Origin of the sequence: Salinicola sp. CPA57 (assembly GCF_003206035.1) — a bacterium.
Lineage (GTDB): Bacteria > Pseudomonadota > Gammaproteobacteria > Pseudomonadales > Halomonadaceae > Salinicola > Salinicola socius.
Genome location: NZ_PZJR01000008.1, coordinates 16,974 through 43,359 on the forward strand (window position 1 = coordinate 16,974; position 26,386 = coordinate 43,359).

The 26,386-nt window shown below is 62.4% G+C and carries 25 protein-coding genes; 13 read left to right on the top strand and 12 right to left on the bottom strand.

Features of this window, described 5'->3' with window-relative positions:
* The first annotated feature begins 27 nt into the window (after positions 1-27).
* Entirely contained in the window at positions 28-1,824 is a 1,797-nt protein-coding gene (locus DOM36_RS09650; protein WP_110642971.1) for an alkaline phosphatase family protein, read from the top strand.
* A gap of 30 nt (positions 1,825-1,854) precedes the next feature.
* Here the strand turns inward: DOM36_RS09650 and DOM36_RS09655 are convergent, their stop codons facing one another.
* Positions 1,855-2,757, bottom strand: a complete 903-nt coding sequence (locus DOM36_RS09655) for a LysR family transcriptional regulator (protein WP_110642972.1) — start codon at positions 2,755-2,757, stop codon at positions 1,855-1,857.
* 162 nt (positions 2,758-2,919) lie between these two features.
* Between DOM36_RS09655 and DOM36_RS09660 the strand changes: the two genes are divergently transcribed.
* Positions 2,920-3,543: an NAD(P)H-dependent oxidoreductase gene (locus DOM36_RS09660; protein ID WP_110642973.1), complete on the top strand. Its 624-nt coding sequence runs from the start codon at positions 2,920-2,922 to the stop codon at positions 3,541-3,543.
* A gap of 46 nt (positions 3,544-3,589) precedes the next feature.
* On the opposite strand, the gene DOM36_RS09665 is transcribed toward DOM36_RS09660, so the two are convergent.
* Complete coding sequence (locus DOM36_RS09665; RefSeq protein WP_110642974.1) at positions 3,590-4,054, bottom strand: RES family NAD+ phosphorylase; 465 nt, start codon at positions 4,052-4,054, stop codon at positions 3,590-3,592.
* The gene (locus tag DOM36_RS09670) at positions 4,051-4,500 is read right to left on the bottom strand and encodes an antitoxin Xre/MbcA/ParS toxin-binding domain-containing protein (RefSeq protein WP_075571058.1); all 450 of its coding nucleotides are present in this window, start codon (positions 4,498-4,500) and stop codon (positions 4,051-4,053) included. Before DOM36_RS09670 ends, DOM36_RS09665 begins: the two co-directional genes overlap by 4 nt.
* 81 nt (positions 4,501-4,581) lie before the next feature.
* Here DOM36_RS09670 and DOM36_RS09675 point away from each other — a divergent pair, with 81 nt between their 5' ends.
* Positions 4,582-5,205 carry an FAD-binding protein gene (locus tag DOM36_RS09675; protein WP_198651254.1) on the top strand — a complete coding sequence of 208 codons (624 nt, stop codon included), beginning with the start codon at positions 4,582-4,584 and terminating at the stop codon, positions 5,203-5,205.
* A gap of 11 nt (positions 5,206-5,216) precedes the next feature.
* Positions 5,217-5,372 carry an FAD-linked oxidase C-terminal domain-containing protein gene (locus DOM36_RS20460; protein WP_232823791.1) on the top strand — a complete coding sequence of 52 codons (156 nt, stop codon included), beginning with the start codon at positions 5,217-5,219 and terminating at the stop codon, positions 5,370-5,372.
* A gap of 25 nt (positions 5,373-5,397) precedes the next feature.
* On the opposite strand, the gene DOM36_RS09680 is transcribed toward DOM36_RS20460, so the two are convergent.
* Positions 5,398-6,987: an alkaline phosphatase D family protein gene (locus DOM36_RS09680; RefSeq protein ID WP_110642975.1), complete on the bottom strand. Its 1,590-nt coding sequence runs from the start codon at positions 6,985-6,987 to the stop codon at positions 5,398-5,400.
* A 154-nt stretch (positions 6,988-7,141) separates the two neighbouring features.
* Between DOM36_RS09680 and DOM36_RS09685 the strand changes: the two genes are divergently transcribed.
* Positions 7,142-7,537, top strand: coding sequence for a GFA family protein (locus DOM36_RS09685; RefSeq protein WP_110642976.1), 396 nt, complete (start codon positions 7,142-7,144; stop codon positions 7,535-7,537).
* A gap of 78 nt (positions 7,538-7,615) precedes the next feature.
* Here the strand turns inward: DOM36_RS09685 and DOM36_RS09690 are convergent, their stop codons facing one another.
* From DOM36_RS09690 to glpD, 4 genes are all read right to left on the bottom strand, one after another.
* Positions 7,616-9,811 carry an OsmC domain/YcaO domain-containing protein gene (locus tag DOM36_RS09690; protein WP_110642977.1) on the bottom strand — a complete coding sequence of 732 codons (2,196 nt, stop codon included), beginning with the start codon at positions 9,809-9,811 and terminating at the stop codon, positions 7,616-7,618.
* Between the two features lie 246 nt (positions 9,812-10,057).
* Entirely contained in the window at positions 10,058-11,566 is a 1,509-nt protein-coding gene (glpK, locus tag DOM36_RS09700) for a glycerol kinase GlpK (protein ID WP_075571063.1), read from the bottom strand.
* A gap of 71 nt (positions 11,567-11,637) precedes the next feature.
* Complete coding sequence (locus DOM36_RS09705; RefSeq protein ID WP_198651256.1) at positions 11,638-12,366, bottom strand: MIP/aquaporin family protein; 729 nt, start codon at positions 12,364-12,366, stop codon at positions 11,638-11,640.
* A gap of 134 nt (positions 12,367-12,500) precedes the next feature.
* Entirely contained in the window at positions 12,501-14,024 is a 1,524-nt protein-coding gene (gene glpD / locus DOM36_RS09710) for a glycerol-3-phosphate dehydrogenase (protein WP_110642979.1), read from the bottom strand.
* Positions 14,025-14,604: 580 nt separating this feature from the next.
* Between glpD and DOM36_RS09715 the strand changes: the two genes are divergently transcribed.
* Both DOM36_RS09715 and DOM36_RS09720 read left to right on the top strand, forming a co-directional pair.
* Entirely contained in the window at positions 14,605-14,886 is a 282-nt protein-coding gene (locus DOM36_RS09715) for a type II toxin-antitoxin system RelE/ParE family toxin (protein WP_110642980.1), read from the top strand.
* A gap of 12 nt (positions 14,887-14,898) precedes the next feature.
* Positions 14,899-15,189: a HigA family addiction module antitoxin gene (locus DOM36_RS09720; protein ID WP_075571066.1), complete on the top strand. Its 291-nt coding sequence runs from the start codon at positions 14,899-14,901 to the stop codon at positions 15,187-15,189.
* Positions 15,190-15,304: 115 nt separating this feature from the next.
* Here the strand turns inward: DOM36_RS09720 and DOM36_RS09725 are convergent, their stop codons facing one another.
* Positions 15,305-16,315 carry an Ldh family oxidoreductase gene (locus DOM36_RS09725; RefSeq protein ID WP_110642981.1) on the bottom strand — a complete coding sequence of 337 codons (1,011 nt, stop codon included), beginning with the start codon at positions 16,313-16,315 and terminating at the stop codon, positions 15,305-15,307.
* Between the two features lie 244 nt (positions 16,316-16,559).
* On the opposite strand from DOM36_RS09725, the gene DOM36_RS09730 reads away from it, so the two are divergent.
* The 6 genes from DOM36_RS09730 to DOM36_RS09755 all read left to right on the top strand — a co-directional run bounded on the left by DOM36_RS09730 (position 16,560) and on the right by DOM36_RS09755 (position 23,481).
* Entirely contained in the window at positions 16,560-17,450 is an 891-nt protein-coding gene (locus DOM36_RS09730) for a glycine betaine ABC transporter substrate-binding protein (RefSeq protein WP_232823789.1), read from the top strand.
* 226 nt (positions 17,451-17,676) lie between these two features.
* Positions 17,677-19,263 carry an ABC transporter substrate-binding protein gene (locus DOM36_RS09735; RefSeq protein ID WP_110642982.1) on the top strand — a complete coding sequence of 529 codons (1,587 nt, stop codon included), beginning with the start codon at positions 17,677-17,679 and terminating at the stop codon, positions 19,261-19,263.
* Between the two features lie 76 nt (positions 19,264-19,339).
* The gene (locus DOM36_RS09740; protein WP_110642983.1) at positions 19,340-20,344 is read left to right on the top strand and encodes an ABC transporter permease subunit; all 1,005 of its coding nucleotides are present in this window, start codon (positions 19,340-19,342) and stop codon (positions 20,342-20,344) included.
* 147 nt (positions 20,345-20,491) lie between these two features.
* The gene (locus DOM36_RS09745) at positions 20,492-21,406 is read left to right on the top strand and encodes an ABC transporter permease subunit (protein ID WP_110642984.1); all 915 of its coding nucleotides are present in this window, start codon (positions 20,492-20,494) and stop codon (positions 21,404-21,406) included.
* 18 nt (positions 21,407-21,424) lie between these two features.
* Positions 21,425-22,480, top strand: a complete 1,056-nt coding sequence (locus DOM36_RS09750; RefSeq protein ID WP_110642985.1) for an ABC transporter ATP-binding protein — start codon at positions 21,425-21,427, stop codon at positions 22,478-22,480.
* Positions 22,477-23,481 carry a dipeptide ABC transporter ATP-binding protein gene (locus tag DOM36_RS09755; RefSeq protein ID WP_110642986.1) on the top strand — a complete coding sequence of 335 codons (1,005 nt, stop codon included), beginning with the start codon at positions 22,477-22,479 and terminating at the stop codon, positions 23,479-23,481. Before DOM36_RS09750 ends, DOM36_RS09755 begins: the two co-directional genes overlap by 4 nt.
* A gap of 52 nt (positions 23,482-23,533) precedes the next feature.
* On the opposite strand, the gene ugpC is transcribed toward DOM36_RS09755, so the two are convergent.
* Genes ugpC through ugpA form a run of 3 tightly spaced genes read right to left on the bottom strand, consistent with a single transcriptional unit; the run spans position 23,534 to position 26,383 of the window.
* Complete coding sequence (gene ugpC / locus DOM36_RS09760; RefSeq protein ID WP_075571073.1) at positions 23,534-24,640, bottom strand: sn-glycerol-3-phosphate ABC transporter ATP-binding protein UgpC; 1,107 nt, start codon at positions 24,638-24,640, stop codon at positions 23,534-23,536.
* A 22-nt stretch (positions 24,641-24,662) separates the two neighbouring features.
* Positions 24,663-25,508, bottom strand: a complete 846-nt coding sequence (gene ugpE, locus DOM36_RS09765) for a sn-glycerol-3-phosphate ABC transporter permease UgpE (RefSeq protein WP_075571074.1) — start codon at positions 25,506-25,508, stop codon at positions 24,663-24,665.
* Entirely contained in the window at positions 25,508-26,383 is an 876-nt protein-coding gene (ugpA, locus tag DOM36_RS09770) for a sn-glycerol-3-phosphate ABC transporter permease UgpA (RefSeq protein ID WP_110642987.1), read from the bottom strand. The genes ugpE and ugpA overlap by 1 nt, the downstream gene beginning before the upstream one ends.
* Between the last annotated feature and the right edge of the window lie 3 nt (positions 26,384-26,386).

Here is a 26,386-nt window from a genome sequence, read left to right on the forward strand (position 1 = left end):
ATCGACCCGCAGCCATTGGAGCCTGACATGAGCGATGCCAAGAAAATTCTGCTGCTGGGCGTGGATGGATTGATCCCCGAGCTGGTCGAGCGTTTCTGCGCCGAGGGCGTATTGCCGAACATCCAGCGCCTGCGCGACGAGGGCGGCTCGACGCGGCTGCTGCCCTATATCTCGACCTGGGGCGACACCAATTTCGTCACCTTCCTCACCGGTCAGGCGCCCGGTACCAGCTGGGTCGGCCAGCGCATGCCGCCTAGCGGCACCGGACACCTGCTGGAACTGATGCGCGACGCCGGCAAGCGCGCCGCGCTGGTTCACTTCCCCGAGAGTCTGGTGCCCGCTGGCGAGCGCGATCTCTGCTTTGCGCCGTTCTACAGCGGCAGCGGCCCCGCGCCGATGGAGTTGGCGCCGGCTTGCCTGCACAGCACCCATCTCGAACAGTGGACCCCGACACCGTCGACCGAAGCCCTGGGCTGGCCGCCGACCGGCACGCTGGCCCATCACCAGAAGCACAATCGCTTCACCATCGAGCGCACGGGTGAGGATTTCATCGCGCTGATTCCGGCCCATCGGGGCGAGCCGGTGCCGGTAACGCTGCGCGCCGATGGCGAACGCCTCCACCTTCAGGTAGCGCAGGGCGAGGCCAGCCTGAGCGAGGGCGAATGGAGCGATTGGCTGCCGCTGGCGGACGAGAACGCCATTGAGGGCAAGCCGGCGGCGGTCCGTTTCAAGCTGCTCGATCTCGACGTTGCCAGCGGCAGGATCGACCTGCTGCAGTCCCAGATCACCGCACCGGAAGGCAGCAGCGGCCGGCCGGGCCTGGCACGCCGCCTGATCGAACGTCACGGCCCGTTCGTCTCCAAGTGGGCGGTCTCCGCCGACCCGGACACCCGCTACTTCGAGACCAGTTTCGAAGAGGGGCGCTATCAGCTCGACTGGCTGGTCAACACAGCGCTGACCCTGCTCAACGACGAAGGCTTCTCGCTCTTTGCCACCGTCTTCCGGCTCAACGACGAGACCCATCACACCTGCCTCGCCCAGTGCGATCCCGAATCCAAGTTCTACACAGCCAGCGATCACCAGCGTTATCTCGAGGTGATTCGGCGCTCGTACCGCATTCTCGACGACGCCGTGGGCCGGGCGCTGGCCGGCTGCGACGACGACACCACGCTGGTGCTCGCCTCCGATCATGGCGACGTGCCCAATAGCCATCTCTGTGATATCCACAGGCGGTTGGCCGAATTCCACCTGTGCACGATCGACGGCGAGGGCAAGCCCGACGTCGCCGCGAGCCAGGCGTGGCTCAAGGACGAGCGCGGCGGGCTGGAGATCTTCGTCAATCGCGACCGGGTAGCCGCTGCCGAGATCGAGCGCGTACAGACGCGAATCCTCAAGGCGCTGACCACCTGGTACGTCGAGACGGAGACCGGCGAGCGCAACGTGGTCGCGCTGGCACTGAAGAAGCAGGACGCCAGTCCGCTCGGTTACTGGGGCGAGCGCATGGGCGACGTGCTGTTCGCCTACGCCCCCGGCTTCGTCTGGGGCACCAACCAGCGCGGCGATACCGTCGCCGAACTCCTCTCGCCGGGCGCCAACCACGGCCCGCAGGTGCCTACCGCCAGCACCGGGTTCGCCTCCAACCACGGCGTGGCGTTTTTCCACGGTGGCGGGGTTCGTCCCGGCATCGAGCTGGCGTTCGATACCGCCCGCGGAATCCAGCGCATGGACAGTGCCGGCGCCACTGTTGCGCGGTTGCTCGGGCTCTCCACCGATTCGTTGGACGGGAAGGTGCTGGAGGGGTTGCTGGAGAAGGCATGCCGATAGGCACTGCCCTCCCTACCGATCCCCAGCGGTTCATGCCGTCAAGTAATCTCCTGGTAGCCGTTCTGCCAGGAAATCCATGAACAGTCTGGCGCGCTGGGAGAGGGCGGTCTGGCGGTAGTAGACGACGCTGAGCCGTTGGGTCTGGAGCTGCGTCTGATTCGGTAGCACATCGACGAGCCGGCCTTGCCGACGCGGCGCGATCGTCATGTAGTCGGCGAGGCAGGCGATGCCCTCGCCTGCGAGGACGAGCTCCAGCAGGGTCGGGCCGCTGGAGGCGGAGAGTGCCGGTTTGACGTGAAGCGGCTGGCCGTATCCGTCGAGCAGCGGCCAGCGGTTGAGGTGATCCAGCTGGCTGAAGCCGAGCAGGCTATGCTGGTCGAGATCGCTGACGCTTTGCGGTGCGCCATGGCGTGTCAGGTATTCCGGACTTGCCAGTAGCCGCAAGGGGCTGCTGCCCAGCGGGCGAGCATGCAGCGAGGAGTCCTCCAGTTCGCCGATACGGATCGCGAGATCCACGCGCTGTTCGAGCAGGTCGATGAAGCGGTCGTGAGTGTCGAGTTCCAGTGTGATACCGGGGTAGCGACGGCGGAATTCGCCAATCACCGGCACGATCACGAGTTGCATGAAGCTCGGCGCGGCGTTGACGCGCAGCCGTCCCTGAGGTTGATCCTGATGCCGGGCAATGGCCTCTTCGGCGCTGTCGACGGCGGCAAGGATCGAGCGCACGTGGCCGAGAAACGTCTCGCCTTCCTCGGTCAACTCCAGTCGGCGGGTCGTCCGGCGCAGAAGCGTCGTGCCCAGTTTGCGCTCGAGCCGATTGAGCGCGCGGCTGACCCCTGACACCGTCATCTCGAGCCGTTCGGCGGCGGCGGTGATGGAGCCGCAGTCGACCACGGCGACGAACGCCAGCTGCTCCTCGAGCGTGCTTTTCATGAGGGTTGCTCCGTGAACAGACTGTTTTGTTGATTTTAAATCAAAAGTGACTTGTCGTTAGCGTGGTTTATCCACCGTCATTTGTCTTCACAATGGCTGCCATCGCACTGCGCCTGGAAGTTCTGGCGCAGCATTCACTATCGTGACGGGAACCCTTCAACGATGAAGATTCTATTGATCAATGGCGGCAAGCCATTTGCCCATTCAGGCGGCGAACTCAACAATACGTTTCATGCGGTGGCCGTCGAGGCGTTGACCGAGCGGGATCACCGGATCCACGAGACCGTGATCGAGCAAGGTTACGACGTCGACGCCGAGGTTCAGAAATTTCTCTGGGCGGATGTGATCGTCTATCAGATGCCCGGCTGGTGGATGGGCACCCCGTGGAGCGTGAAGCGCTATATCGATGAAGTCTTCACCGCCGGTCACGGTTCGCTATACGCCAACGATGGCCGTTCGCGCCACGATCCGAGCAAGCAGTATGGCAGCGGCGGCTTGCTGCAGGGGCGACGCTACATGCTGTCGCTGACCTGGAACGCCCCGCGAGAAGCGTTCGACGAGGCAGACAATTTCTTCGAAGGTCGTGGTGTCGACGGCGTCTATTTTCCGTTCCACAAATCCCAACAGTTCGTCGGTCTGGAGGGCTTGCCGACCTTCATCGCCAACGATGTGATGAAGATGCCGGACGTCGAGCGCCATACCGCAGAATACCGTGAGCATCTGGACCGGGTGTTCGGCCAGGCGGAAACGCCGGTTGCCGAAGCACGGGGTTCGCTGACCGTCTAAAAACATTGTTCGTGACACAAAGGCAGCGCTGGCTGCCTTTATCTGTTTAGAGTCTCGGATCGGGATCGAATGGCAGTGTCTCGGCCATCGCGACGACCTGCTCAAACAGCGGATGTTCAGGATTGAGCATGTAGTTGAGCTCTCGTGGTACCACGATGCTGGGCAGCGCCAGCGCCAGGCTTTGACCGGAGGTCAGCCAGCCGTCGCCCAGCTCGGCCGTCTCCGCCGGCGCCGGCGTCTCTCTCCAGTTTTCCGGTAGATCGTCCATACCGACGCGCAGAATGCTGTCGGCAGGCAGCGTCAGGCGTACCAGCGTATAGGCATTAAGCAGTCGGTAATTTTCCAGATGCACCATGATCTCGAGCAGCGCCAGTGACTCGGAACCCGCAACATACACACAGGCTCTGCCCGGACTGTTCCAGCGCCCCCCGAAGAGTCGTGCGCCTTCGCCATCGAATGCACTGTCCTGATACTTCCGTTTGACCAACCGATAGGCAGTGATCTCGTTCACGCAGAGACCCCGTGCTCCAGTCGGCCGATCAGGTTCAGTACCGTTTGGTATTCGGCCGATGTCGCGCTCATCTCGACGGGTCTGCGTCCGCCCAGCCCGATATTGGGGGCGAGCAGCCAGGCGCGTGCGCCATCGGCATCGCCTTCAAAAAGATCCAATGCCGCCTTGAAGAGCTCGGCAAAGCGATACAGCCGGTCGCTTTCCGCCATCTTGAACCGGCCCGATTTTGCACGGCGGCTCAGCGTGGCGGAAGGGATATCGACGTAGCGTGCCAGGCTCTTCTGCTCTATGCCCGACATCTTGGCCAGCTTGGGGTAGACCCGATACTCCACTCCCTCGTGAAGGAGCTCATGCAGACGGCGCCCGCGAGCGGGCAGGCCGATCTGCTGCCAGAAACCAGCTGCTGACGCTTTCGATGGCCGGTATTGGGTGAAGTGGCTGTTCATGATGAATTCTCATTTGGTGATTTTCGAGTATATCAATTGGTATACTCGGTGTTGTCGCAACCGTCAAGTGACGCACAGGGCATGAAAAAGCATCTATCGAATTGGCACTGCCTTGAGCCCTTGAATCGCCCCGAAGCGGAAACGCTCCGGGGGCTGATCGCCGAGCTCGAACCGATCCTGGGTGATCGCATTACCACTGCGGCGGGGATTCGCGAGCAGCACGGCCACGACGAGTCCTGGCACCATCCGGCCGCGCCGGACGCGGTCTGCTTTCCGCACTCCACCGAGGAAGTCGCCGCCGTGGTCCGCGCTTGCGCGGCGCATCGGGTGCCGGTGATCCCCTATGGCGTCGGCACCTCCATCGAAGGCCAGATCATCGCAGAACATGATGGCATCAGCGTCGATCTTTCCGCCATGAATACGATTCTCGACGTCCGACCGGAAGACATGGATGCCACGGTTCAGCCCGGCGTGACGCGCACGCAGTTGAATACCCATCTGCGCGCGACGGGGCTGTTCTTCTCAGTCGACCCCGGCGCGGACGCCAGCATGGGCGGCATGGCATCGACTCGCGCCAGTGGCACCAACACCGTGCGCTACGGCACCATCCGCGAGAACGTGCTGTCGATGACGGTGGTGATGGCCGACGGCAGCATCGTCAAGACCGGCACACGGGCGCGCTGGCGGCGTTCAACCAGCGCCTGATCGAGCGCGCGCTGGCCGCCGGCGGCACCTGTACCGGCGAACACGGCATCGGCACCGGCAAGCGCGCCTACATGGAAGCCGAGCACGGCGGAGGCTGGGCGGTGATGCGCGCGATCAAGACCGCCCTCGACCCGCTCGGCATCATGAATCCGGGCAAGCTGGTGTGACATGGCCGCTCACCGCCCGTTTCTGTCAGGCGTTGGTGGAACGGGCCTCGGGCTCCAGCACTTGCGTATGCAGCGTCTTGCCGTCGCTGTCCTTGAGCGTGACCGTCAACGTCTCGCTCTCGGCGTCCAGATCGGCCTGACCGAAGAACTGATAGCCCGCCGAGGGCGGCAGGTTCGACTGGCCCTCGGGTGGCGCCTTGAAGAACGTCACTTCCGGGCCGAAGGTCGCGTCCATCTCGCTGGGGCCGAAGGTGCCGGCGTGGAGCGGCCCGCTGACGAACTCCCAGAATGGCTTGAATGCCTTGAAACTGGCGCGCTCCGGCGCGTAGTGATGCGCGGCCGTGTAGTGCACGTCTGCGGTGAACCAGACCACGTTGCTGATATCGTCATCGCGGATCGCCTGTAGCAGCCTGGCGATCTCGAGCTCGCGACCGAGGGGCTGACCGTCGTCGGCGTTGGCGATCGCCTCGAACCGATCGCCATCCGGCACCACCATGCCGATCGGCATGTCCGCGGCAATGATCTTCCAGGTTGCGGTGGAGCCGTTCAGCGCTTGGCGCAGCCAGTGGAACTGGTTTTCGCCCAGGAATGCGGTGGCCGATGATTCCTCGTCTTGCAGATTGGCGCTGTTGGAACCGCGATAGCTGCGCATGTCGAGCATGAACACTTCCATCCCCGGCCCGTAGGAGAAACGCCGATAGATCCGCTGCGGGGCAGAAGCGGGCAGGCGAATCGGCATGTATTCCAGAAAAGCCTGACGCCCCCGAGCGGAGAGCAGCGCGACGTTCTTTTCCGTATAGAGATCGTTGTCGAGGATCTCCTGTGGATACCAGTTATTGGTTGTTTCGTGGTCGTCCCATTGCGCCAGCATCGGCACTTCGGCGGCGAAGCGGCGGAAGTTGGCGTCGAGATGGTTGTAAGAATGCTGACCACGATACTCTGCGAGCGTTTCGGCGACCTTCTGCTTGGCGGGCGTGACGATATTGCGCCAGATGCCGCCATCGGGTAGCGCCACTTCCGCTTCCAATGGTCCGTCCGCGTAGACCGTGTCGCCGGAGTGGATGAAGAAATCCGGCCGGAGCTGGCGCATGGTTTCCCAGGTGCGCATGCCGCCACGGGATTCGTCGATGCCCCAGCCCTGGCCGACGACGTCCCCCGACCACACGAAACGCAGATTGCGGGGGGTGGATGGTGGCAAGCGCAGTTGCCCGACCACCGCCTCGCTCACTGCCCGCGGGTCGCCCAGTGCGGCGAAACGCACCCGATAGTGAACGTTACCCATCCCCTGCAGGCCGGTCGCATCGATCTTGCCGATCAGGTCGGTGCCGGGTAGCACATCTAACCAGGGCAGCTGGCGGGCGCCGCGAAACTCCGGATTGTCCGCCACTTCGACCAGCATCCGCGATGGCATGCTCGCTCTTCCCCACAGCATGGCGCGGTCGGGCATCACGTCGCCGCTCATCACGCCACCTTCGACGGTCGGCCGTCGACCTTCCGCCATGATGATCGCCGGTGCACCCAGCAGCCCGGCGCCGGCCAATCCGAGGCCGATGCCGAGACGGCCGCTGATCGTCAGAAAGTCACGCCTGGAAAAATGCTTTCGATCCGTCGTCATGGTCGGTCCCCGTTCGGTCGCTGTCGATAGTGCCAGTGACGATAGATTAGGGGGCGCTAATGACGAAGATGTGAAGATCCAACGAGCGTATGTGGGCCGGCCGAGGAAGGGAATCGCGCTATGCTGAATCTGCCAGTAACGAGGAGAACCGGCCATGATCAAACGCATTGGCGATACCGACATCCAGCCCCGTCATCGGTTGAGCTGCCACTGTGGGGCAGTGGTACTGGCGCTCGAATTACCCGATGGTGTGGTCGACCCGCATCGCTGCAACTGCTCGATGTGCCGACGCAAAGGGGCAATCACCTCCGGCGTTCCACTGAACGCGCTGCACGTGATCGCCGGTGAAGACGTGCTGCGCTGCTATCAGTTCAATACGATGACCGCGAAACACTATTTCTGTGGCAACTGCGGGATCTACACGCATCATCAGCGCCGCTCGAATCCGGATCAGTACGGCTTCAACGTCGGCTGTCTGGAAGGCGTCAATCCTTACGATCTGGGTGAGGTCGAGGCCACCGACGGCGTGAATCACCCGGCCGATCGGTGACGCCAAGCGCGAAGCCGCCCGCTTGATCATGCAGCGGGCGGCCTCCGGTGGCAGTCACGTTAGCGGCATCGGGTCGGCTCAGGCTTGCCGAGCCGTCCGCGCCGCATGCAGTTTCTTGTAGCTCTCGAGCAGGCGCTGGTGGCGATCCAGGCCTTCCAGTTGCACGTTGGTCGGTGTCAGACCGGCGAAGCGAACCGAGCCCTCTACGGAACCGACGACGGCCGCCATCGTTTCCTCGCCGAACATGCGCTTGAAGTTGTAGAGATAGTCGTCGAGCTCGAGTTCCTCGTCGAGCGCGATCTGCAGCACTGCGACAATGGCCTGGTAGAACAACCCACGTTCGACGGTGTTGTCGTTGAATTGCAGGAACATCTCGACCTGATCCAGTGCGTCCTCGAGTCGGCCGAGCGCCAGGTTGATCAGCAGTTTCAGCTCGAGGATCGTGAGCTGGCCCCAGACCGTATTTTCGTCGAACTCGATGCCGATCAGGGTGATGATCTTCATTTGCTCGTCGAGCTCGCTTTCGTCCAGCCGCTCGAGCAGATCGGTTAGTTGCGGCTCATTCAGCGCGTGCAGGTCGAGGATGTCCTCGCGGAAGGCCAGCGCCATGTTGGTGTTGTCCCACACCAGATCTTCCACCGGGTAGACCTCGGAGTAGCCGGGTACCAGAATGCGGCAGACCGGCGCGCCCAGATCCTCATGGATCGCGACATAAGCCTCCAGACCTTCTTCTTCGAGGATGCCGAACAGGCTGGCGGTCTCTTCATCATTCGAACCCGAGAAGTCCCACTCAACGAACTCCACATCCGCCCGGGCGCTGAAGAAGCGCCAGGAGACCACGCCGGAAGAGTCGATGAAGTGCTCGACGAAGTTGTTCGGCTCGGACACCGCCTGCGAATTGAACGTGGGCGGCGGCAGGTCGTTCATGCCCTCGAAGCTGCGGCCCTGCAGCAGCTCGGTGAGACTGCGTTCGATAGCGACCTGCAGGCTGGGATGCGCGCCGAAGGAGGCGAAGACGCCGCCGGTGCGCGGGTTCATCAGCGTGACGCAGGCGACCGGATAGCGGCCGCCGAGGGAAGCGTCCTTCACCAGCACCGGAAAGCCCTGTGCCTCCAGCGCTTCGATGCCCTCGACGATACCAGGATATTTCGCCAGCACGGCTTTGGGCACGTCCGGCAGCACGAGCTCCTGCTCGATGATCTGCTTCTTCACCGCGCGCTCGAAGATCTCCGACAGGCACTGCACCTGCGCTTCGGCGATGGTGTTGCCCGCGCTCATGCCGTTGCTCAGGTACAGGTTCTCGATCAGGTTGGAGGGAAACCACACCGTCTTGCCATCCGAGTGGCGCTTGAACGGCAGCGAGACGATGCCGCGATCCGTCCGACCGGAGTTGGTATCGAAAAGATGCGAGCCGCGCAGTTCGCCCTCGGGGTCGAAGATCGCCCGACAGTGGTCGTCGAGAATTTCTGCCGGCAGTTCGTCGTTCGGCCCCGGCTGGAACCAGCGCTCAGAGGGATAATGGACAAAAGCGCTGTCCGCGATCTCCGGGCCGAAGAACTGATCGTTGTAGAAGAAGTTGCAGGAAAGGCGCTCGATGAACTCGCCCAGCGCGGAGCAGAGCGCGGCTTCCTTGGTCGCGCCCTTGCCGTTGGTAAAGCACATTGGCGAGGCGGCGTCGCGAATGTGCAGCGACCAGACGTTGGGCACGATGTTGCGCCAGGAGGCGATCTCGATCTTCATGCCGAGATCCGAGAGGATCTTCGTCATGTTGGCGATGGTCTGCTCCAGCGGCAGGTCCTTGCCCTCGATCCAGGTCGATTCGCCTTCGCCGTCTTTGACATGAGTCCCCGACATCAGCAGCGCCTGGGCGTCTTCGTCGATGCTCTTGACCGTCTCGATCTGGAATTCCGGGTTGTTCTGGATCACCCGCTTGACCGAACAGCGCTCGACGGAGCGCAGGATGCCGATGCGATCCTTCTCGGAGATATCGTCCGGCAGCTCGACCTGGATCTTGAAGATCTGGTTGTAGCGGTTTTCCGGGTCGACGATGTTGTTCTGCGAAAGCCGGATGTTCTCGGTCGGGATCTCGCGCGCGTTGCAGTAGACCCGCACGAAATAGGCCGCGCATAGCGCCGAGGACGCCAGGAAGTAGTCGAACGGCCCCGGTGCGGAGCCATCACCCTTGTAGCGGATCGGCTGGTCGGTGATGACGGTGAAGTCATCGAACAGCGCTTCCTGACGCAGGTTGTCGAGATAGTTGACCTTGATTTCCATGGAGAAGGACCGCGTTGGTAAGTGGCTGCGCCTCGACGTCTGGGCCGCGACGGATAGCGGCCATTATCCGGATTTGAACGCGCTGCGTCTTGGGGGTGTTTTGTCGGAGTGGCGTTTCGGCTCGAAGGCGTGCCGTTTCGACCGGATGACAAAAGACCCGACCCCCATCAAATGGGGATCGGGCCTGCTCTGTTGCGGACGAGGCGCGGAACAGCCGCCCTGCCATCTCGCAGGGCGCGACGGTCGCTAGGAGGCGACCTGAAACGCCATGGTGGCCTGAATGGCGCGCTTCCAACCGCCGTACAGCTCGTTGCGTCGATCGTTGCCCATCACAGGCTCAAAGCGACGCTCGACCGCCCATTGCTCGGCGATCTGCTCGCGTGACTCCCAGAAACCGAGCGCGAGACCGGCCAGGTAAGCGGCGCCCAGCGCCGTCGTTTCGTTGATTTCGCTACGCAACACGTCGACGTTGAGAATGTCCGCCTGGAACTGGGCCAGGAAGTTGTTGGCGATGGCGCCACCGTCGGCACGCAATTCGGTCAGGTCAATTCCCGAATCGGACTGCATCGCCTCGAGGACGTCCGCGGTCTGATAGGCCATGGACTCGATGGCGGCGCGAATGAACTGCTCCTTGCTGGTACCCCGCGACAAGCCGAACATCGCACCACGCACGTTCGAATTCCAGTAGGGCGCCCCGAGGCCGGTGAAGGCCGGTACCAGATAGACGCCGTCGTTGCTTCCGGCGCGTTCGGCATAGGCTTCGGAGTCAGAGGCCTTGCCCAGCATGCGCAGCCCATCGCGCAGCCACTGCACCACGGAGCCGGCGACGAAGATGGCCCCCTCCAGGGCGTATTCGACCTCGCCGTCGATCTCCCAGGCGATGGTCGTCAACAGGCCGTTGTCCGACTTCGTGGCCTCGGTGCCGGTGTTCATCAGCGTGAAGCAGCCGGTGCCGTAGGTGTTCTTGGCCATACCGGGCTTGAAGCAGGCCTGACCGAACAGGGCGGCCTGCTGATCGCCGGCGATACCCGCGATCGGCAGCTTTGTGCCGAAGAAGAACTTCGGCAGCACGTGCCCGTAGATTTCGCTGGAAGACTTGACCGCCGGCAGCATCGACTCCGGCACGCCGAGCATCTCGAGCAGTTCCGGATCCCATTTGCGATCGCGGATGTTGAACATCAGTGTGCGCGAGGCGTTGGTCACGTCGGTGACGTGCTCGGCGCCGCCGGTGAGGTTCCAGATCAGCCAGGAGTCCATGGTGCCGAACAGCAGATCGCCTTTTTCGGCCTTCTCCTTGACGCCATCGACGTTGTCGAAGATCCACTTGATCTTGGTGCCCGAGAAATAGGCGTCGATCACCAGGCCGGTCTTGTCGCGGACCATGTCGGCGTGACCCGCTTCGCGCAGCTCGTCACAGATCTCGGCGGAGTGCCGCGACTGCCAGACGATCGCGTTGTAGACCGGCTGGCCGGTGTGCTTGTCCCAGATGACGGTCGTTTCACGCTGATTGGTGATACCGATGCCGGCGATCTCCTCGACATCCACCTGGGTGTTGTTGATCACTTCGGTCAACGTGGTCAGCACGCTGGTCATGATGTCGCGGGGATTGTGCTCGACCCAGCCCGGCCGCGGGAAAATCTGCTCGAACTCTCGCTGGGCCACGCCAGCGATCTTGCCGTCGTGATCGAACAGCATGGCGCGCGAGCTGGTGGTGCCTTGGTCGATGGCCAGAACGTACTTTTTCTTGTCACTCATGAGAAATCTATCCTTCTGAATGTGGAGTCGTGAATGAGGAGTCGACGTGTCTCTGAATAGTCCGTTACGGCTCAGTAGATCGTTGCCGCAAGCGCGGCGAGGCTGCTGCCAATGATCGGGCCAACGAAGGGAACCCATGCGTAGCCCCAGTCGTTGGAGCCCTTGTTCCTGATCGGCAGCATCGCATGGGCAAGCCGTGGCCCCATGTCGCGCGCCGGGTTGATCGCATAGCCAGTAGGCCCGCCAAGCGATGCGCCGATCGCCACCACCAGCAATGCGACGGCCAGCGGACCGAGCCCGTTGGGTGTATGACCGAACATGATGATGACGAACACCAGCACGAATGTCCCGATCGCCTCGGTGACGCAGTTCCAGAAACGCGACCGGATCGTCGGTATGGTCGAGAATGTCGCCAATATCGTAGTGGCATCCTCTGTGTCGTCGTATTGCTTCTTGTAGGCAAGGTAGCAGAGCACCGCGCCCAGCCACGCACCGCTGAATTCGCCAGCGAAGTAGGCCAGCGTATTGTCCAGGGTAATAGGAATACCCTTTGCGTACTCTGTCGCCGGGCCCAGCCATAGCGCGAGCGTAATGGTCGGATTGAGATGAGCACCGGTATCGAATGCAATCCATACGCCGCAATAGACCGCGAGCCCCCAACCGAAGAAGATCAGCAACGGGCCGCCATTGTGACCGCCGGTCTTCTTGAGCAGCACGTTGGCCACCACGCCGCAGCCAAGAAGCGTCATGCAGGCCGTGCCGGCGATTTCATGAACCAGTATCGTTTCTATAACACCCATTAAAACCTTGCCTTAGTTGACGTGATGGCCGGGTGAGGCCTGGTGTGCATGCGCCACAATGGCGATGCGGCTAACTGCCGAGTCCCGGGCTTCCTTGTGCCCTGTGGTGCCACCTGAAACGTGGGTTGCCGAAATCACCGGAGGGACGCTGACATTTCCATTGGCGTTGCAAACGATTGCGCCAGATGATCGCCGAGCCGACGCTTTTCGCTGTCGTCGAGGCGCAGACCGAGCTTCGATCGTCGCCAGAGGATGTCCTCTGCGGTACGTGCCCATTCGTGCTCGCGCAGATAATCGACTTCTGCGGCATAAAGGTCGGCGCCGAAGTGCTCGCCGAGATCGGTAAGGCTCCGTGCGTCGCCGACGATCGTCATCGCCCGCGTGCCGTAATTGAAGACCCATCGGGTTGCCAGGCTGGGTGGAATGAAGGCGTGGCTGGCCCGCAACGATGCCACCAGATCATCGGGGTTGGGGTTCTCACCGCCGGGCAGCGGATGGTCGTTGCCGGTCCAGGCGTTCTGTCGATTACCCAGTTCGGGGGCCAGCTTGTCGACGGCATCCTCGGCCAGGCGCCGATAGGTCGTCAGCTTGCCGCCGAAGACGTTGAGCAGCGGGGCGCCGCCGGCGGTGTCGAGCTGAATGCGATAATCGCGGGTGATTTCACTGGCGTTATCCTCGCGGTCATCGAGCAGGGGCCGCACGCCGGAATAGCTCCAGACGACGTCATCAGGACCGATCGAACGCTCGAAATAGCGATTGGCGGATTCGCACAGATAGCGGACCTCGTCTTCCTCGATGGTCACCTTGCCCGGTGCGCCCTCATGCTCGACGTCGGTCGTCCCGATCAGCGTGAAATCGCGCTCGTAGGGAATGGCGAACACGATGCGGCCATCGGGCTGTTGGAAGATATAGGCATGGTCGTGGTCGAACAGCTGGTTCACCACGATATGGCTGCCCTTGATCAGGCGCAGCGAATACGGATGCTTCTGCGAAGCGACCTCGTCGAGGAAACGCACTGCCCAGGGCCCGGCCGCATTGGCCAGCCCGCGCGCGCGAACCTCGCTCGTCTCGCCGTCCATCGTCTTGAGGGTGACCTGCCAACCGTCGGCGTTGCGCACCGCCGTTTCCGCGCTGGTACGCGTCATGATGCGCGCGCCACGGCTGGCCGCATCCATGCAGTTCAACACCACCAGTCGGGCATCCTGAACCCAGGCATCCGAGTAGGCGAACCCCTTCTGAAACTCTGACTTCAGTGGCATCCCGGCTGGATGATCGGCGAACGTGACGCCATGCGAACCCGCGAGCGTCTGTCGTCCACCGAGGTGGTCATACAGGAAAAGGCCGGTTCGGATCATCCATGCCGGACGCAGATGCTTCTGGTGAGGCAGGATGAAACGCATCGGCCAGATAATGTGCGGCGCCGCCTTGAGGAGTACTTCACGCTCTGAAAGGGCCTTGGCCACGAGTTTGAATTCGTACTGCTCCAGGTAACGCAGGCCACCGTGAATCAGCTTGGTCGAGGCCGACGAGGTCTGGCTGGCAAGGTCATCCGCTTCGACGAGTAGTACCGACAGGCCGCGGCCTGCGGCATCACGAGCGATACCCGCACCGTTGATGCCGCCACCGATGACAATCAGATCGTAGCTTTCGTTAACCATGTTCGGATTTGCTCGCCAATGTTCGATTGAGATCATTGTGGCGCGAAATCGAACATTTTGAAGTAGGCAAAAAGTATTAGAAGCCTTCGTATTTTAAGGCCGGGCCGGTCTGCTACATGGCGAGAAAATCTCCTGAAAAGCCACCGGGGAGGTTTCTACCGAGTCCCCGACGAACTTTTCACCTGTGGAAAATGCAACAATATTTACGATTTGTATCATGGTGTTGCATCCGGAAGGAGAGTGACCGGCGGTCTGAAGACGCCGGTATACGGCACCATAGCAACTTTTTTTGCGCCTATTTCGTCGCAGTGACGAGCCAGTGGAGAGTGCTGAAGTTATTTTCGCTAGTGAACATTTGGGTTTGCTTGTCGTCGGGCTCGATTTTCATTTCGATATCCGACAAGCGTTAGTTATTCAGGCGACGCCTTCGGCTTTGCCATCTGCCTGACTCTCCTGCCGGCAGGGATTGCTTCTGTTTTCCTCGGCGCAGCAGCCGCTATCAGCGGGTCGCTTCCGTACAGCATATAANNTTATATGCTGTACGGCGTTATTCTCTCTTGAAGCTAAAAGAGGGTCGGGCGTGATCACAAGCTTCAAGGAGAAACAGGCCGAGACCATCGCTGCAGGTAAAGTCTCTCGGAAGCTACCGCAGGATATGCAACGCTCTGCCTTGAAGAAATTGCGCCAATTGGATGCTGCCGCCGACCTCGATGACCTGCGCATTCCTCCGGGAAACCGGCTGGAAGCATTACATGGCGACCGAGAAGGGCAGTACAGTATTCGCATCAATGACCAGTGGCGGATCTGCTTTCGGTTCGAGGGCGGTAACGCCCACGATGTCGAGATCGTCGATTACCACTGAGGGAGGCAAATCATGACTGAAGAACGACTTCCCAATATTCATCCCGGCGAGATTCTGCTGGAAGAATTTATCGAGGCCATGGGCCTCACCAAGAATGCCTTGGCGACCTCTATTGGCGTGCCGGCCACGCGTATCGGTGAAATCACGCGAGGCACGCGATCAATCACGGCGGATACGGATCTGCGTCTGTCGATCTACTTCGGTACTAGCCAAGGTTATTGGCTGCGGCTGCAGAATGCCTATGATCTGGAAGAGGCTAGACGCCACGGTCACTACGACGAAATTCGCCCTCGCGTGGCGTGATCAAGCCAAGGTATCAAGAAGGCGGCATTGATGTCGTCCCGGACTAAAGCGTTGTATCCGCTTTTTACCCCACCTACTGCAATGATTATTAGCGTTCGCCTTGATGTATGTCGGCTTACGTCAGCTTCTGCAACTCCGCATACAACGACGCCGGAATCGTCACGCCATTGGCGAGACTGCGCTCCCGTGCTTCATAACGGCGCTGTGACGGTAGCCTGGCGCCCTGGCCGAGGATGCGTTCGAACAGCACTTCCGCGTGGGCGAGATGCGCGTCGGCACGCTCGCCCAGGAAGGTGGCAGGGGAGAGGGCGAGAATGATCTCGCCGTGGTAGGGCTTGCCGGTCCCGGCATCGTTGGCGGGTTGGGTTTCGTGGCTGAGCACGTCACCGATCAACGGGCCGGCGAGCAGTTCGATCATGGTCGACAGTGCCGAGCCCTTGTGACCACCGAAGGCGAGCATGGCGCCACCGAGCGCGGCTGCCGGATCGGTGGTCGCGTGGCCATTGTCATCCAGCGCCCAGTTTTCGGGGATCGAGTCGCCGGCGCGCCTGTGCAGTTCGATCTCGCCACGGGCGACGACACTGGTGGCGAAGTCGAAGGTATACGGGTGCCTGCCCGGTCTCGGCCAGGAAAACGCGATGGGGTTGGTCCCCAGCAGCGGGCGATTGCCGCCCGCGGGGGCGACGAAGGCGTGGGTCGGGTTCATCGCCAGGCCGACCAGGCCCATCTCAGCGAGCGCTTCGACCTCGGGCCAGAGTGCGGAAAAGTGGAAGCAGTTGTTGATCGCAAGCGCGGCGATCCCGTTGCGTTCGGCTTTTTCCTTGAGCTGCGACTTGCCCCGCTCGAAAGAGAGCAGCGAGTTACCCCGATGGGCATCGATCCTCACGATGCCGGGCGCCTGGTCGATGACCTCCGGCTCGGCTTGGGTATCGACGCCACCCTTCATGGCCGTCTCCACGCAGCCGATGAGGCGATACAGGCCGTGGGAATGGCATTCGTCACGCTGGGCGGCGACGACACTTCGGGTGATGGCCTCGGCATGGGCGAGACTGAACCCTGCCTTTTTCAGAATGCGTAGACTCAAGGCTTCGGCGTCTTGAAGGGGGAGGATGCGGTCTTTTTCCATGATCGGGCTCTGGCGGGTACGTATGGCAAGGGCATGCAAAGACACCAGGTGATCGGCCCCGAATGATCTTTGTCATACAAAGTAAGATCCAGCATAAACGTCTAGCTGGCCGTCGCCTGTTAGACGAAAGTTGTAGTTTTCGCACGGCATCATGCGTCTGCCGCCATGGTGGTAATCTCTTCCGATATCCGGATACTCATAACGCTGAGTTTTGGTTTTGAATAATAAACAGGAATACAGAATTATGAGAAAAATCTTCTCCCCGTTCGCCGTGATGGCGCTCTTCACGCTGGCGGTTACCGCACAGGCCTACGCCGCCCCGGCCCACGCGCAGGAAAAGTCGCTGGTCATCGGCACCAACAACTGGGCGGAAAACATCGCCGTCGCCAATCTGTGGAAGCTGGTGCTGGACGACCATGGCTACGACGTCGAGCTATCGGATATCGGCAAGAGCGCGCTGTTCGCAGGGATGGCCGCCAACGATATCGACCTCTCGCTGGAGTTGTGGCTGCCCTACACCGACAAGGCGTTCCTCGCGCCCTACAAGGACACGCTCGAGGTCCACGAAGCCTGGTACGACAAGACCGGACTGGGCCTGGTGGTACCGAGCTACGTCGATATCGATACCATCCCGGAGCTGGCGAAGCGCGCCAACGAGTTCGCGTATCAGGGCAGTCCAACGATCCTGGGCATCGATCCGGGCTCCGCTATCGCCGGAATGACCGACGACGCCATCGAGACTTACGATCTGCCGCTCGACCAGGTGAACAGCTCCGAGCCGGCGATGATGTCCGCGCTCGATAGAGCGTACAAGAATGGAAAGCCGATCGTGGTGACGCTATGGAATCCGCACTGGGCATTTGCCGACTATGATCTGAAATATCTCGAGGATCCGGACAAGGTCTACGGCGATGGCGATACCATCTACTGGTTCTCTCGTCAGGGCTTTTCCAAGGACGATCCGTGGCTGACGGCGGTGCTCGACGCCTGGCACATGAGCGATGAAAGCCTTGGCAAACTGATGTCGGAGATCGAGTCCCAGGACGATCCGGTGGCGGGTGCGCGGGCCTGGCTCGGGGAAAATCGGGATCAGGTCGATGGCTGGCTGGCTGCAGGCGAGCGGATTCAACAGTAGCGATATCGGCGGCCTTGCGTGGCGGGCCGGGCCTCTTGGCGGTCTTCTAGACTGAACGATCATTCAGTGCAACTACCCGTTCTCACGCTATCGGCCAATTGATTAAACGCTACTTCACGCTCTAGTCTGTGCCGACTGCTGGCCGCCTGACCGGCCGGTAATACAATGACAATCGGCCCCGAGCCGACACCACAATAACAGCGTGCTGCTGTGCAGGAGATTGATAATGAAGAAGACGCTGCTTGCGGCTGGCATCGCCGCCATGATGCTGGGCGCGACCCCGGTCATGGCCAAGACGCTGGTCTACTGCTCCGAAGGTTCTCCGGAAGGCTTCGATCCCTCGCTCTACACGGCGGGCACGACCTTCGACGCGTCCAGCAAGACGATCTACAACCGTCTGGTTCAGTTCAAGCCGGGCACCACCGAAGTCGAGCCGGCCCTCGCCAAGAGCTGGGAAGTCTCGGATGACGGCCTGGAAGTGACATTCCACCTGCGCGATGACGTCAAGTTCCAGACCACCGACTTCTTCACGCCGAGCCGACTGCTCAACGCCGACGACGTCATCTGGACGTTCGAGCGTCAGATGGACAAGGAAAACCCGTACTACAAGCTCGCCAACGGCAGCTTCGAATATTTCAACTCGATGTCGATGGGCGAGTTGATCAAGTCGATCGACAAGGTCGACGACCACACCGTGAAGTTCGTGCTCACCCAGCCCAATGCGCCGTTCGTGGCCAACCTGGCGATGGATTTCGCGTCGATCCACTCCAAGGAATACGAGCAGCAGCTGCTCGACGAGGGCAAGCCGGAACTGGCCAACCAGCAGCCGGTCGGCACCGGTCCGTTCCAGTTCGTCAACTATCGTGAAGATGCGGCCATTCGCTATCAGGCGAACCCGGACTATTTCCGCGGCAAGCAGCCGATCGACAATCTGGTCTTTGCGATCACCTCCGATGCTCAGGTGCGCTATCAGAAGCTGATGGCGGGCGAGTGTCAGGTGATGCCGTTCCCGAATCCGTCCGATGTCGAAGCGATGCAGCAGAACGGCGACATCAACGTGCTCGAGGAAGCCGGTCTGAACGTGGCCTATCTGGCCTACAACACCCAGCAGGCGCCGTTCGACAAGCCCGAAGTGCGCAAGGCACTCAACATGGCGATCAACAAGCAGGCGATCATCGATGCGGTGTTCCAGGGTGCCGGCCAGGTGGCCAAGAACCCGATTCCACCGTCCATGTGGGGCTACAACGACGCCATCCAGGACGATCGGTACGATCCCGAGAAGGCCAAGCAGATGTTGGAGGATGCTGGCGTCGAGAACCTGAAGATGAACATCTGGGCAATGCCGGTACAGCGTCCTTACATGCCCAACGCGCGGCGTACCGCCGAGCTGATGCAGTCGGATCTGTCCAAGGTTGGCGTCGATGCAGAGATCGTTACCTACGAGTGGGGCGAGTACCTGAAGCGCTCTTCGGATACCAAGCGTGACGGTGCGGTCATCCTCGGCTGGACCGGCGACAACGGCGATCCGGACAACTTCATGGGCGTGCTGCTCGGTTGTGACGGCGTCGGTGGTGCCAACCGTTCACAGTGGTGCTACAAGCCGTTCGACGATCTGATCCAGAAAGCACGCACCCTGGATAGCCAGGAAGATCGCGCCAAGCTTTACGAGCAGGCGCAGGAGATCTTCAAGGAGCAGGCACCGTGGGACACCCTGGCCCACTCCACGGTCTTCATGCCGCTGCGCAAGGAAGTGACCGGCTACAAGATCGATCCGCTCGGCGGCCACAGCTTCGAAGGCGTCGACATCGAGTGATTCTCTCCTAGCGGAGACGCGGGGCGGCCCTGACAGCCGCCCCGCGTCTTGACGCGTGACTAGCAGTACTCCAAACATGTTCAAATTCTTTCTGGTCAAACTGGCGCAGCTGGTGCCGACGTTCATTGGCGTCACCATCGTTGCGTTCTCTTTCATTCGCCTGCTGCCGGGCGATCCGATTCTGCTGATGGCGGGAGAGCGCGGCATATCCGCCGAGCGCTACGCCGAGCTCAAATCCCAGCTGGGCTTCGATCGTTCGCTGATCGTTCAGTATTTCGATTTCCTCAAGGGGTTGCTGCATGGCGACCTCGGCAATTCGCTGGTGACCCACGCCCCGGTGATGGACGAGTTCATGAGCCGCTTTCCGGCGACGCTCGAACTCTCGCTGTTCGCGCTGGCGTTCGCCGTGATCATCGGCCTGCCGGCCGGGGTACTGGCCGCGGTCAAACGCGGCAAGACGCTCGATCACACCGTCATGGGCATCAGCCTGACGGGCTATTCGATGCCGATCTTCTGGTGGGGCCTGCTGCTGATCATGCTGTTCTCCAGCACGCTGGGCTGGACCCCGGTCTCCGGGCGCATCTCTTACATGTACTTCATCGAGCCGGTGACCGGCTTCATGACCATCGACAGCCTGATCGCCGGCGACTGGGGCGCGTTTCTCTCCTCGCTCCACTATCTGATCCTGCCGTCGATCGTGCTGGGGACGATCCCGCTGGCGGTCATCGCTCGCCAGACCCGCTCTTCGATGCTCGAGGTGCTGGGCGAGGACTACGTGCGTACCGCGCGAGCCAAGGGGTTGTCGAACTTCCGCGTGATCATGGTGCACACCTTGCGCAATGCGCTGATTTCCGTGGTGACGGTGATCGGTCTTCAGGTCGGCCTGCTGCTGGCGGGGGCCATTCTGACCGAGACGATCTTCTCGTGGCCGGGCATCGGCAAATGGATGATCGATGCGATCTCGCGACGCGACTACCCCTCGGTGCAGGGTGGTCTGGTGCTGATCGCGTTCATCGTGATGATCGTCAATCTGCTGGTTGATCTCGCCTATGGCGTCATCAACCCACGCATTCGCCACTGAGGGGTCCAAAATGGCTGCACTCGACAATACGGCGTTGGCCTCAGTCTCAGAATGCTCATTTACAACTCGTAAACTCCGCGTCTTCGACCGAGCCCGCCTTGTCTTGTCTTCGTTCGCGCATTCTGGAGTCATTTCGGGAGCCAAGACATGTCCCAACTGATACTTTCGAAAAAAAGCTCTCAGCCCGCGCCCGGTACCTTTCGCTACCAGCTGGCGTCTTTCTGGAGCGACTTCAGTGCCAGCCGCGGCGCGCTGGTCGGCCTGATCTTCATCGTCTTCATTCTGCTGGTCGCGCTGTTCGCGCCATGGGTCGCGCCACACGATCCGGCGATGCAGGATCGCTCGGCGCTGCTGGTGCCGCCGGTGTGGCATGCCGAGGGCAGCTGGAACTACCTGCTCGGCACAGACGCCGTGGGCCGCGACGTGCTTTCGCGACTGATCTACGGCGCGCGTTATTCGCTCTCGATCAGCGCCATGGTGGTCGTGATCTCGATGGGCGTGGGTATCTTCCTCGGCCTGTTGGCCGGGTACTTCCGGGGCTGGGTCGAGACCGTCATCACCCGCGTGATGGATGTGGTGCTGGCGTTCCCCAGCCTGCTGCTGGCGTTGGGTCTGGTCGCCATCCTGAGCCCGGGTCTGACCAGCGCGATGATCGCCATCGCGATGGTCCAGCTGCCCTATTTCGTACGTCTGACGCGAGCCGCGGTGATCGGCGAGAAGAGTCGCGAATATGTCATCGCCAGCCGGCTCTCCGGTGCCGGGCACCTGCGGTTGATGTTCAACACGCTGCTGCCCAACTGCATGGCGCCGCTGATCGTGCAGGCGACGCTCTCGTTCTCCACCGCGATTCTCGATATCGCGGCACTGGGCTTTCTCGGCATGGGCGTACAGCCGCCGACGCCGGAGTGGGGCGCGATGCTGGCCAATGCGCGCGAGTTCATGGGCAGCGCCTACTGGGCGGTCACGTTCCCGGGGCTGATCATTCTGCTCACGGTGTTGATGATCAATCTGATGGGTGACGGCCTGCGCGATGCGCTGGATCCCAAGATGAAACGCTCTTAACGCCGGAGGTTCTGACTTATGGCATTACTCGATATTGAAGGCCTCAGCGTTCGCTTCAAGACCAGTAGCGGCCTGTTTGCCGCTGTGGAAAACGTCGACATCAACGTCGACCGCGGCGAAGTGTGGTCGATCGTGGGCGAGTCCGGGTCCGGCAAGTCCGTTTCGATGCTCGCCACCATGGGCCTGTTGCCGTGGACGGCGCAGGTCACCGCCGACAAGATGGCCTTCGACGGCCAGGATCTGCAGCAGCTGAGCTCGCGCCAGCGTCGCCGCATCGTCGGCGGCGAGATGTCGATGATCTTTCAGGAGCCGATGAGCAGTCTCAACCCCTGCTTCACCGTCGGCACCCAGATCGACGAGATGATCAAGCAGCACCTGGGCGGCTCACGCAAGGAGCGCCACGAGCGGGCGCTGGATCTGCTGGCGCAGGTCGGTATCCCCGATCCGGCGCGTCGGATCAAGGCTTACCCGCATCAGCTCTCCGGCGGCATGAGCCAGCGCGTGATGATCGCCATGGCGATCTCCTGCAACCCGCGGCTGCTGATCGCCGACGAGCCAACCACGGCACTCGACGTCACCATCCAGGCGCAGATTCTCGAGCTGCTGCTCAAGCTGCAGGAAGATACCGGCATGGCGCTGATTCTGATCACCCACGACATGGGTGTGGTCGCGGAGACCGCCAAGCACGTAGTGGTGCAGTACGCCGGCCGCCAGGTCGAGAAGCAGGACGTGAAGTCGCTGTTCGCCCATCCGCGTCATCCGTATACCGAGGCGCTGCTGTCGGCGCTGCCGGAGCGTGCCGGCGATCAGGACCGACTGCCGACCATTCCCGGTGTCGTTCCCGGGCAGCACGATCGCCCCAGCGGTTGTCTGTTCAATCCGCGCTGCCAGTATGCGACCGAACACTGCCGCGAGGTCGAGCCGGTCGCCGCGCCGGACGATCCGGCCAGTACGCTGTGCCATTATCCGCTCGATCACCCGGCAGCCGGCACGCCGCCCTCGGCGACGCCGCAGGATCCGCTGGCCTCGAATCCGTCTTCCCACAATCCGTCGCGACCGGAGGTGCGCCCATGAGCCGCGATGCCGTATTGAGCGCCGTCAATCTCACCCGTCACTATCAGATCAAGGGTAGCCCGTTCTCCAAGCCGGCGACGGTCAAGGCGCTGAACGAGGCCACCTTCGAGCTCTATCCCGGCCAGACGCTGGCGGTGGTCGGCGAGTCCGGTTGCGGCAAGTCGACGCTGGCTCGTGTACTGACGATGATCGAGCCGCCTACCAGCGGCCAGCTGACCATCAGCGGGCACCAGGTGTCGCTCAAGGAGGGGCAACGCCCGCCGGCCGCGCTGCGTCGCGAGGTGCAGATCATCTTCCAGAACCCGTATGGTTCGCTCAACCCGCGCAAGACCGTGGCGACCATGCTGGAAGAGCCGCTCAAGCTCAACCGCAAGGAGATGAGCGCGGCCGAGCGCCGCCAGGCGGCGCTGGAGATGATCGCCAAGGTCGGGCTGCGCCCCGAACATGCCGATCGCTATCCGCACATGTTCTCCGGCGGCCAGCGGCAGCGCATCGCCATTGCGCGGGCGCTGATGCTCAACCCCAAGATCCTGGTGCTGGACGAGCCGGTCTCGGCGCTGGACCTGTCGATTCAGGCCCAGGTCCTCAACCTGCTGGCAGATCTGCAGGAGGAGTTCGGCCTGGCCTACGTGTTCATCTCGCATGATCTGTCGGTGGTGCGACGCATCGCCGATGACGTGATCGTGATGTACTTCGGCCAGCCGGTGGAGACCGGGCCAGCGGAGGAGGTGTTCACCACCCCGCGCCATCCCTATACCCAGGCGTTGTTCTCGGCCACGCCGGTGGCGGACCCCAACCGCCGCCGCGAGCGCGTCCATCTCAAGGGCGAGCCGCCATCGCCGCTGGCGCCGCCGCCGGGCTGCCCGTTCGCACCACGCTGCCATCTGGCGACCGAGGAGTGTACCCAGCTCGATCCGCCGCTGGATCCCGTCAATGAGCGGGTCGCGGTAGCCTGTATCCATGTCGATCAGGCCGCCGCCAGATACGCCGTGGCGGGCTGACGCGACGCGGGATGCGAGAGCGTGGATCTGCGCCGGTCGGTGAGCGAAAAGATCAAATGGCGAAGAGGGATGGCAGCGGCGTCAGCCTTGCCGCATGGTCGAGGCGGCGATCCTGGTCGTCGAACAGGTGCAGCGGGCCGTCGACGGCCAGCCGGATCGCGCCCTGCTGTCGAATGCCGGATGCGGCGAGCGCCGTCATCGGCAGCCGGGCTGTCAGCGGCTCGTGATGTTCCGGCAGCCGGCAGTGAACCAGGGCATCCACGCCCAGCGGTTCGATCATCTCCACCGTGCCTGCCAGCTCTCCCTGCGGGTCGAGTCTCAAGTGCTCCGGGCGCAGGCCGAGCGTGGCCGCCCGCGCGGTCGCCTCAGGGTCGCCGGAGAGCTGGAGCCTTGCACACAGGTGGGCACCGTCGCGAGCCCGTTTGACGGGTATCAGGTTCATCGCCGGCGAGCCGATGAAGCGGGCCACGAAGCAGCTGGCGGGGGCCTCGAACAGGCTCATCGGTGTACCGATCTGCTCGATGCGGCCTTCGCGCATCACCACCAGGCGATCGGCCAGCGTCATCGCCTCCACCTGGTCGTGAGTGACATAGAGCATGCTCGCGCCCAGCCGCTGCTGCAGGCGTCGGATCTCCTGACGCATCTGCACCCGCAGCGCGGCGTCGAGGTTGGAGAGCGGCTCGTCGAACAAAAACAGGGCTGGCTCGCGCACGATGGCGCGCCCCATCGCGACGCGCTGGCGCTGTCCACCGGAGAGGTGGCGGGGACGACGCTCGAGCAGGGCATCGATACCCAGCAGTGTCGCTGCCTCGTGCACCCGACGTTCGATCTCCGCGCGGGGGCGCCGCTGCAGCTTGAGCGCGTAGGCCATGTTGTCGAACACGCTCATGTGCGGATAGAGCGCGTAGTTCTGGAACACCATCGCGACCCCGCGCCGGGCCGGCTCCAGGGCATTGGCGACGGTCCCGTCGATGATCAACTGGCCACCACTGATGGCTTCGAGACCCGCCACCATGCGCAGTAGCGTGGACTTCCCGCAGCCCGACGGGCCCACCACGACCATTAGCTCGCCCGCCTCCAGGGTCAGGTCCAGCGCCTCGACGGCTCGATGGTCGCCCGGGTAGGTCTTGGACAACTGGCGGCAGGTCAATGTGGCCATGGTGGCTCTCCACGGTTGGAAATCATTTCTCGGTATCGGTCAGGCCGCGCACGAAGAAGCGCTGCATGGCAATGATGACCGCCACCGGCGGCAGCACGGTCATCACTGCCATGGCGGTGGCCAGTTGCCAGGGCGGCAGGGTGTCGGTGGACTGGACGAGATTCTTCAGACTGATCACGGCGGTGGCGTGTTCCGGCGAGTTGGCCGCCAGCAGCGGCCACAGGTACTGGTTCCAGCCGTAGAGGAACATGATCACGAACAGCGCCGCCAGGTTGGTCTTCGACAGCGGCAGCACGAAGTCCTTCAGGAAGCGCAGCGGCCCGGCGCCGTCGAGCCGGGCGGCCTCGAACAGCTCCTGGGGCAGGCTCATGAAGCTCTGGCGGAGCAGAAAGGTGGCGGTGGCGGAGGCGATCAGCGGCAGGATCATGCCGGCATAGGTATCGATCAATCCGAAGCGCGCCACCACGCCATAGGTCGGCACGATACGCACCTCCACCGGCAGCATCAGGGTGACGAAAATCAGCCAGAAGCAGAGCGTGCGGCAGGGAAAACGGAAGAAAACGATGGCATAGGCGGCCAGTAGCGAGATGGCGATCTTGCCGATCGCAATGCCGAGCGCCATCACCAGTGAGTTGGCGAGCAGCCGCAGGGCGCTGACACCGAGCCCCGCGATCGGCTGTGACAGCAATTGCCAGTAGTTGGCCAGCCCCTCGCCGCCGAACCACAGCGGGGCGATGCCGCTCTGCAGCGCTCCGGCGCTGTGGGTGGAGGCGGTGAGCGCCAGCCACAGCGGCAGTCCGAACACGATCACGCCGAGGATCAGCAGCAGATGGGTCAGCCGGTCGAGGAGGGGGCGATCGTAGCGCATCAATACTGCACCCGGCGTTCGAGGTAACGGAACTGGACGAAGGTGAGTGCGCCGACCAGCACCATCAACAGCACCGACTGTGCACTCGAGCTGCCGAGGTCGCGCGCCACGAATCCATCCTCGTAGAGTTTGTAGACCAGCGTGCGGGTGGCGCCGCCCGGGCCACCGAGGGTGGTGTTGTCGATGGTGGCGAAGGTCTCGAACAGCACGTAGACGCTGTTCATGACCAGCAGGAAGAAGGCGGTCGGCGAGAGCAGCGGCAGCGTGATGCCAATGAAGCGGCGGAAGGGACCGGCGCCGTCGATGGCCGCGGCCTCCAGCAACGAGGTCGGGATCATCTGCAGGCCGGCGAGAAAGAACACGAAGTTGTAACTCATCTGCTGCCAGATCGAGGCGATCACCACCAGCGCCAGCGCCTGCCCGGGATGCAACTGCGCGTCCCAGTGCACGCCGAAGCCGGCCAGGACGTGGGTCAGCACGCCGAGCACCGGGTCGAACATGAACAGCCACAAAAGCCCTGCCACCGCCGGTGCCACCGCATAGGGCCAGGTGAGCAGGACGCGATAGAGCCTGGCGCCATGGAACACGCGATCGGCGAGTACCGCCAGCAGCAGCGCCAGCAGCATGGCGCCGCCGGCCACCAGTACGCTGAAAAGCACCGTCACGCCCATGGCTTGCCAGTATCCCGACGAGGCCATGACCCGCTGGAAGTTCGCCAGGCCCACGAATCGTTCGCCGAGCCCGAAGGCATCCTGGACATAGAATGCCTGGCGCAGAGAGTCCGCGGCCGGCCAGAAAAAGAAGACGGCCACGATGGCGAGCTGGGGCGCCAGCAGCAGCCAGGGTGTGAAACGATAGCGCTCGAAGGTGGTCATCGG

Excerpts from the sequence above, each read along its gene's own strand:
- DOM36_RS09750 (WP_110642985.1), top strand. The coding sequence starts at position 21,425 with ATGGCATTACTCGATATTGAAGGCCTCAGCGTTCGCTTCAAGACCAGT.
- glpK (WP_075571063.1), bottom strand. The coding sequence starts at position 11,566 with ATGAGTGACAAGAAAAAGTACGTTCTGGCCATCGACCAAGGCACCACC.
- DOM36_RS09690 (WP_110642977.1), bottom strand. The coding sequence starts at position 9,811 with ATGGAAATCAAGGTCAACTATCTCGACAACCTGCGTCAGGAAGCGCTG.
- ugpA (WP_110642987.1), bottom strand. The coding sequence starts at position 26,383 with ATGACCACCTTCGAGCGCTATCGTTTCACACCCTGGCTGCTGCTGGCG.
- DOM36_RS09685 (WP_110642976.1), top strand. The coding sequence starts at position 7,142 with ATGATCAAACGCATTGGCGATACCGACATCCAGCCCCGTCATCGGTTG.
- DOM36_RS09740 (WP_110642983.1), top strand. The coding sequence starts at position 19,340 with ATGTTCAAATTCTTTCTGGTCAAACTGGCGCAGCTGGTGCCGACGTTC.
- DOM36_RS09735 (WP_110642982.1), top strand. The coding sequence starts at position 17,677 with ATGAAGAAGACGCTGCTTGCGGCTGGCATCGCCGCCATGATGCTGGGC.
- DOM36_RS09680 (WP_110642975.1), bottom strand. The coding sequence starts at position 6,987 with ATGACGACGGATCGAAAGCATTTTTCCAGGCGTGACTTTCTGACGATC.
- DOM36_RS09655 (WP_110642972.1), bottom strand. The coding sequence starts at position 2,757 with ATGAAAAGCACGCTCGAGGAGCAGCTGGCGTTCGTCGCCGTGGTCGAC.
- DOM36_RS09650 (WP_110642971.1), top strand. The coding sequence starts at position 28 with ATGAGCGATGCCAAGAAAATTCTGCTGCTGGGCGTGGATGGATTGATC.
- ugpC (WP_075571073.1), bottom strand. The coding sequence starts at position 24,640 with ATGGCCACATTGACCTGCCGCCAGTTGTCCAAGACCTACCCGGGCGAC.
- DOM36_RS09745 (WP_110642984.1), top strand. The coding sequence starts at position 20,492 with ATGTCCCAACTGATACTTTCGAAAAAAAGCTCTCAGCCCGCGCCCGGT.
- DOM36_RS09755 (WP_110642986.1), top strand. The coding sequence starts at position 22,477 with ATGAGCCGCGATGCCGTATTGAGCGCCGTCAATCTCACCCGTCACTAT.
- DOM36_RS09730 (WP_232823789.1), top strand. The coding sequence starts at position 16,560 with ATGAGAAAAATCTTCTCCCCGTTCGCCGTGATGGCGCTCTTCACGCTG.
- DOM36_RS09670 (WP_075571058.1), bottom strand. The coding sequence starts at position 4,500 with ATGAACAGCCACTTCACCCAATACCGGCCATCGAAAGCGTCAGCAGCT.
- glpD (WP_110642979.1), bottom strand. The coding sequence starts at position 14,024 with ATGGTTAACGAAAGCTACGATCTGATTGTCATCGGTGGCGGCATCAAC.
- DOM36_RS09720 (WP_075571066.1), top strand. The coding sequence starts at position 14,899 with ATGACTGAAGAACGACTTCCCAATATTCATCCCGGCGAGATTCTGCTG.
- DOM36_RS09705 (WP_198651256.1), bottom strand. The coding sequence starts at position 12,366 with ATGGGTGTTATAGAAACGATACTGGTTCATGAAATCGCCGGCACGGCC.
- DOM36_RS09725 (WP_110642981.1), bottom strand. The coding sequence starts at position 16,315 with ATGGAAAAAGACCGCATCCTCCCCCTTCAAGACGCCGAAGCCTTGAGT.
- DOM36_RS09660 (WP_110642973.1), top strand. The coding sequence starts at position 2,920 with ATGAAGATTCTATTGATCAATGGCGGCAAGCCATTTGCCCATTCAGGC.
- DOM36_RS09675 (WP_198651254.1), top strand. The coding sequence starts at position 4,582 with ATGAAAAAGCATCTATCGAATTGGCACTGCCTTGAGCCCTTGAATCGC.
- ugpE (WP_075571074.1), bottom strand. The coding sequence starts at position 25,508 with ATGCGCTACGATCGCCCCCTCCTCGACCGGCTGACCCATCTGCTGCTG.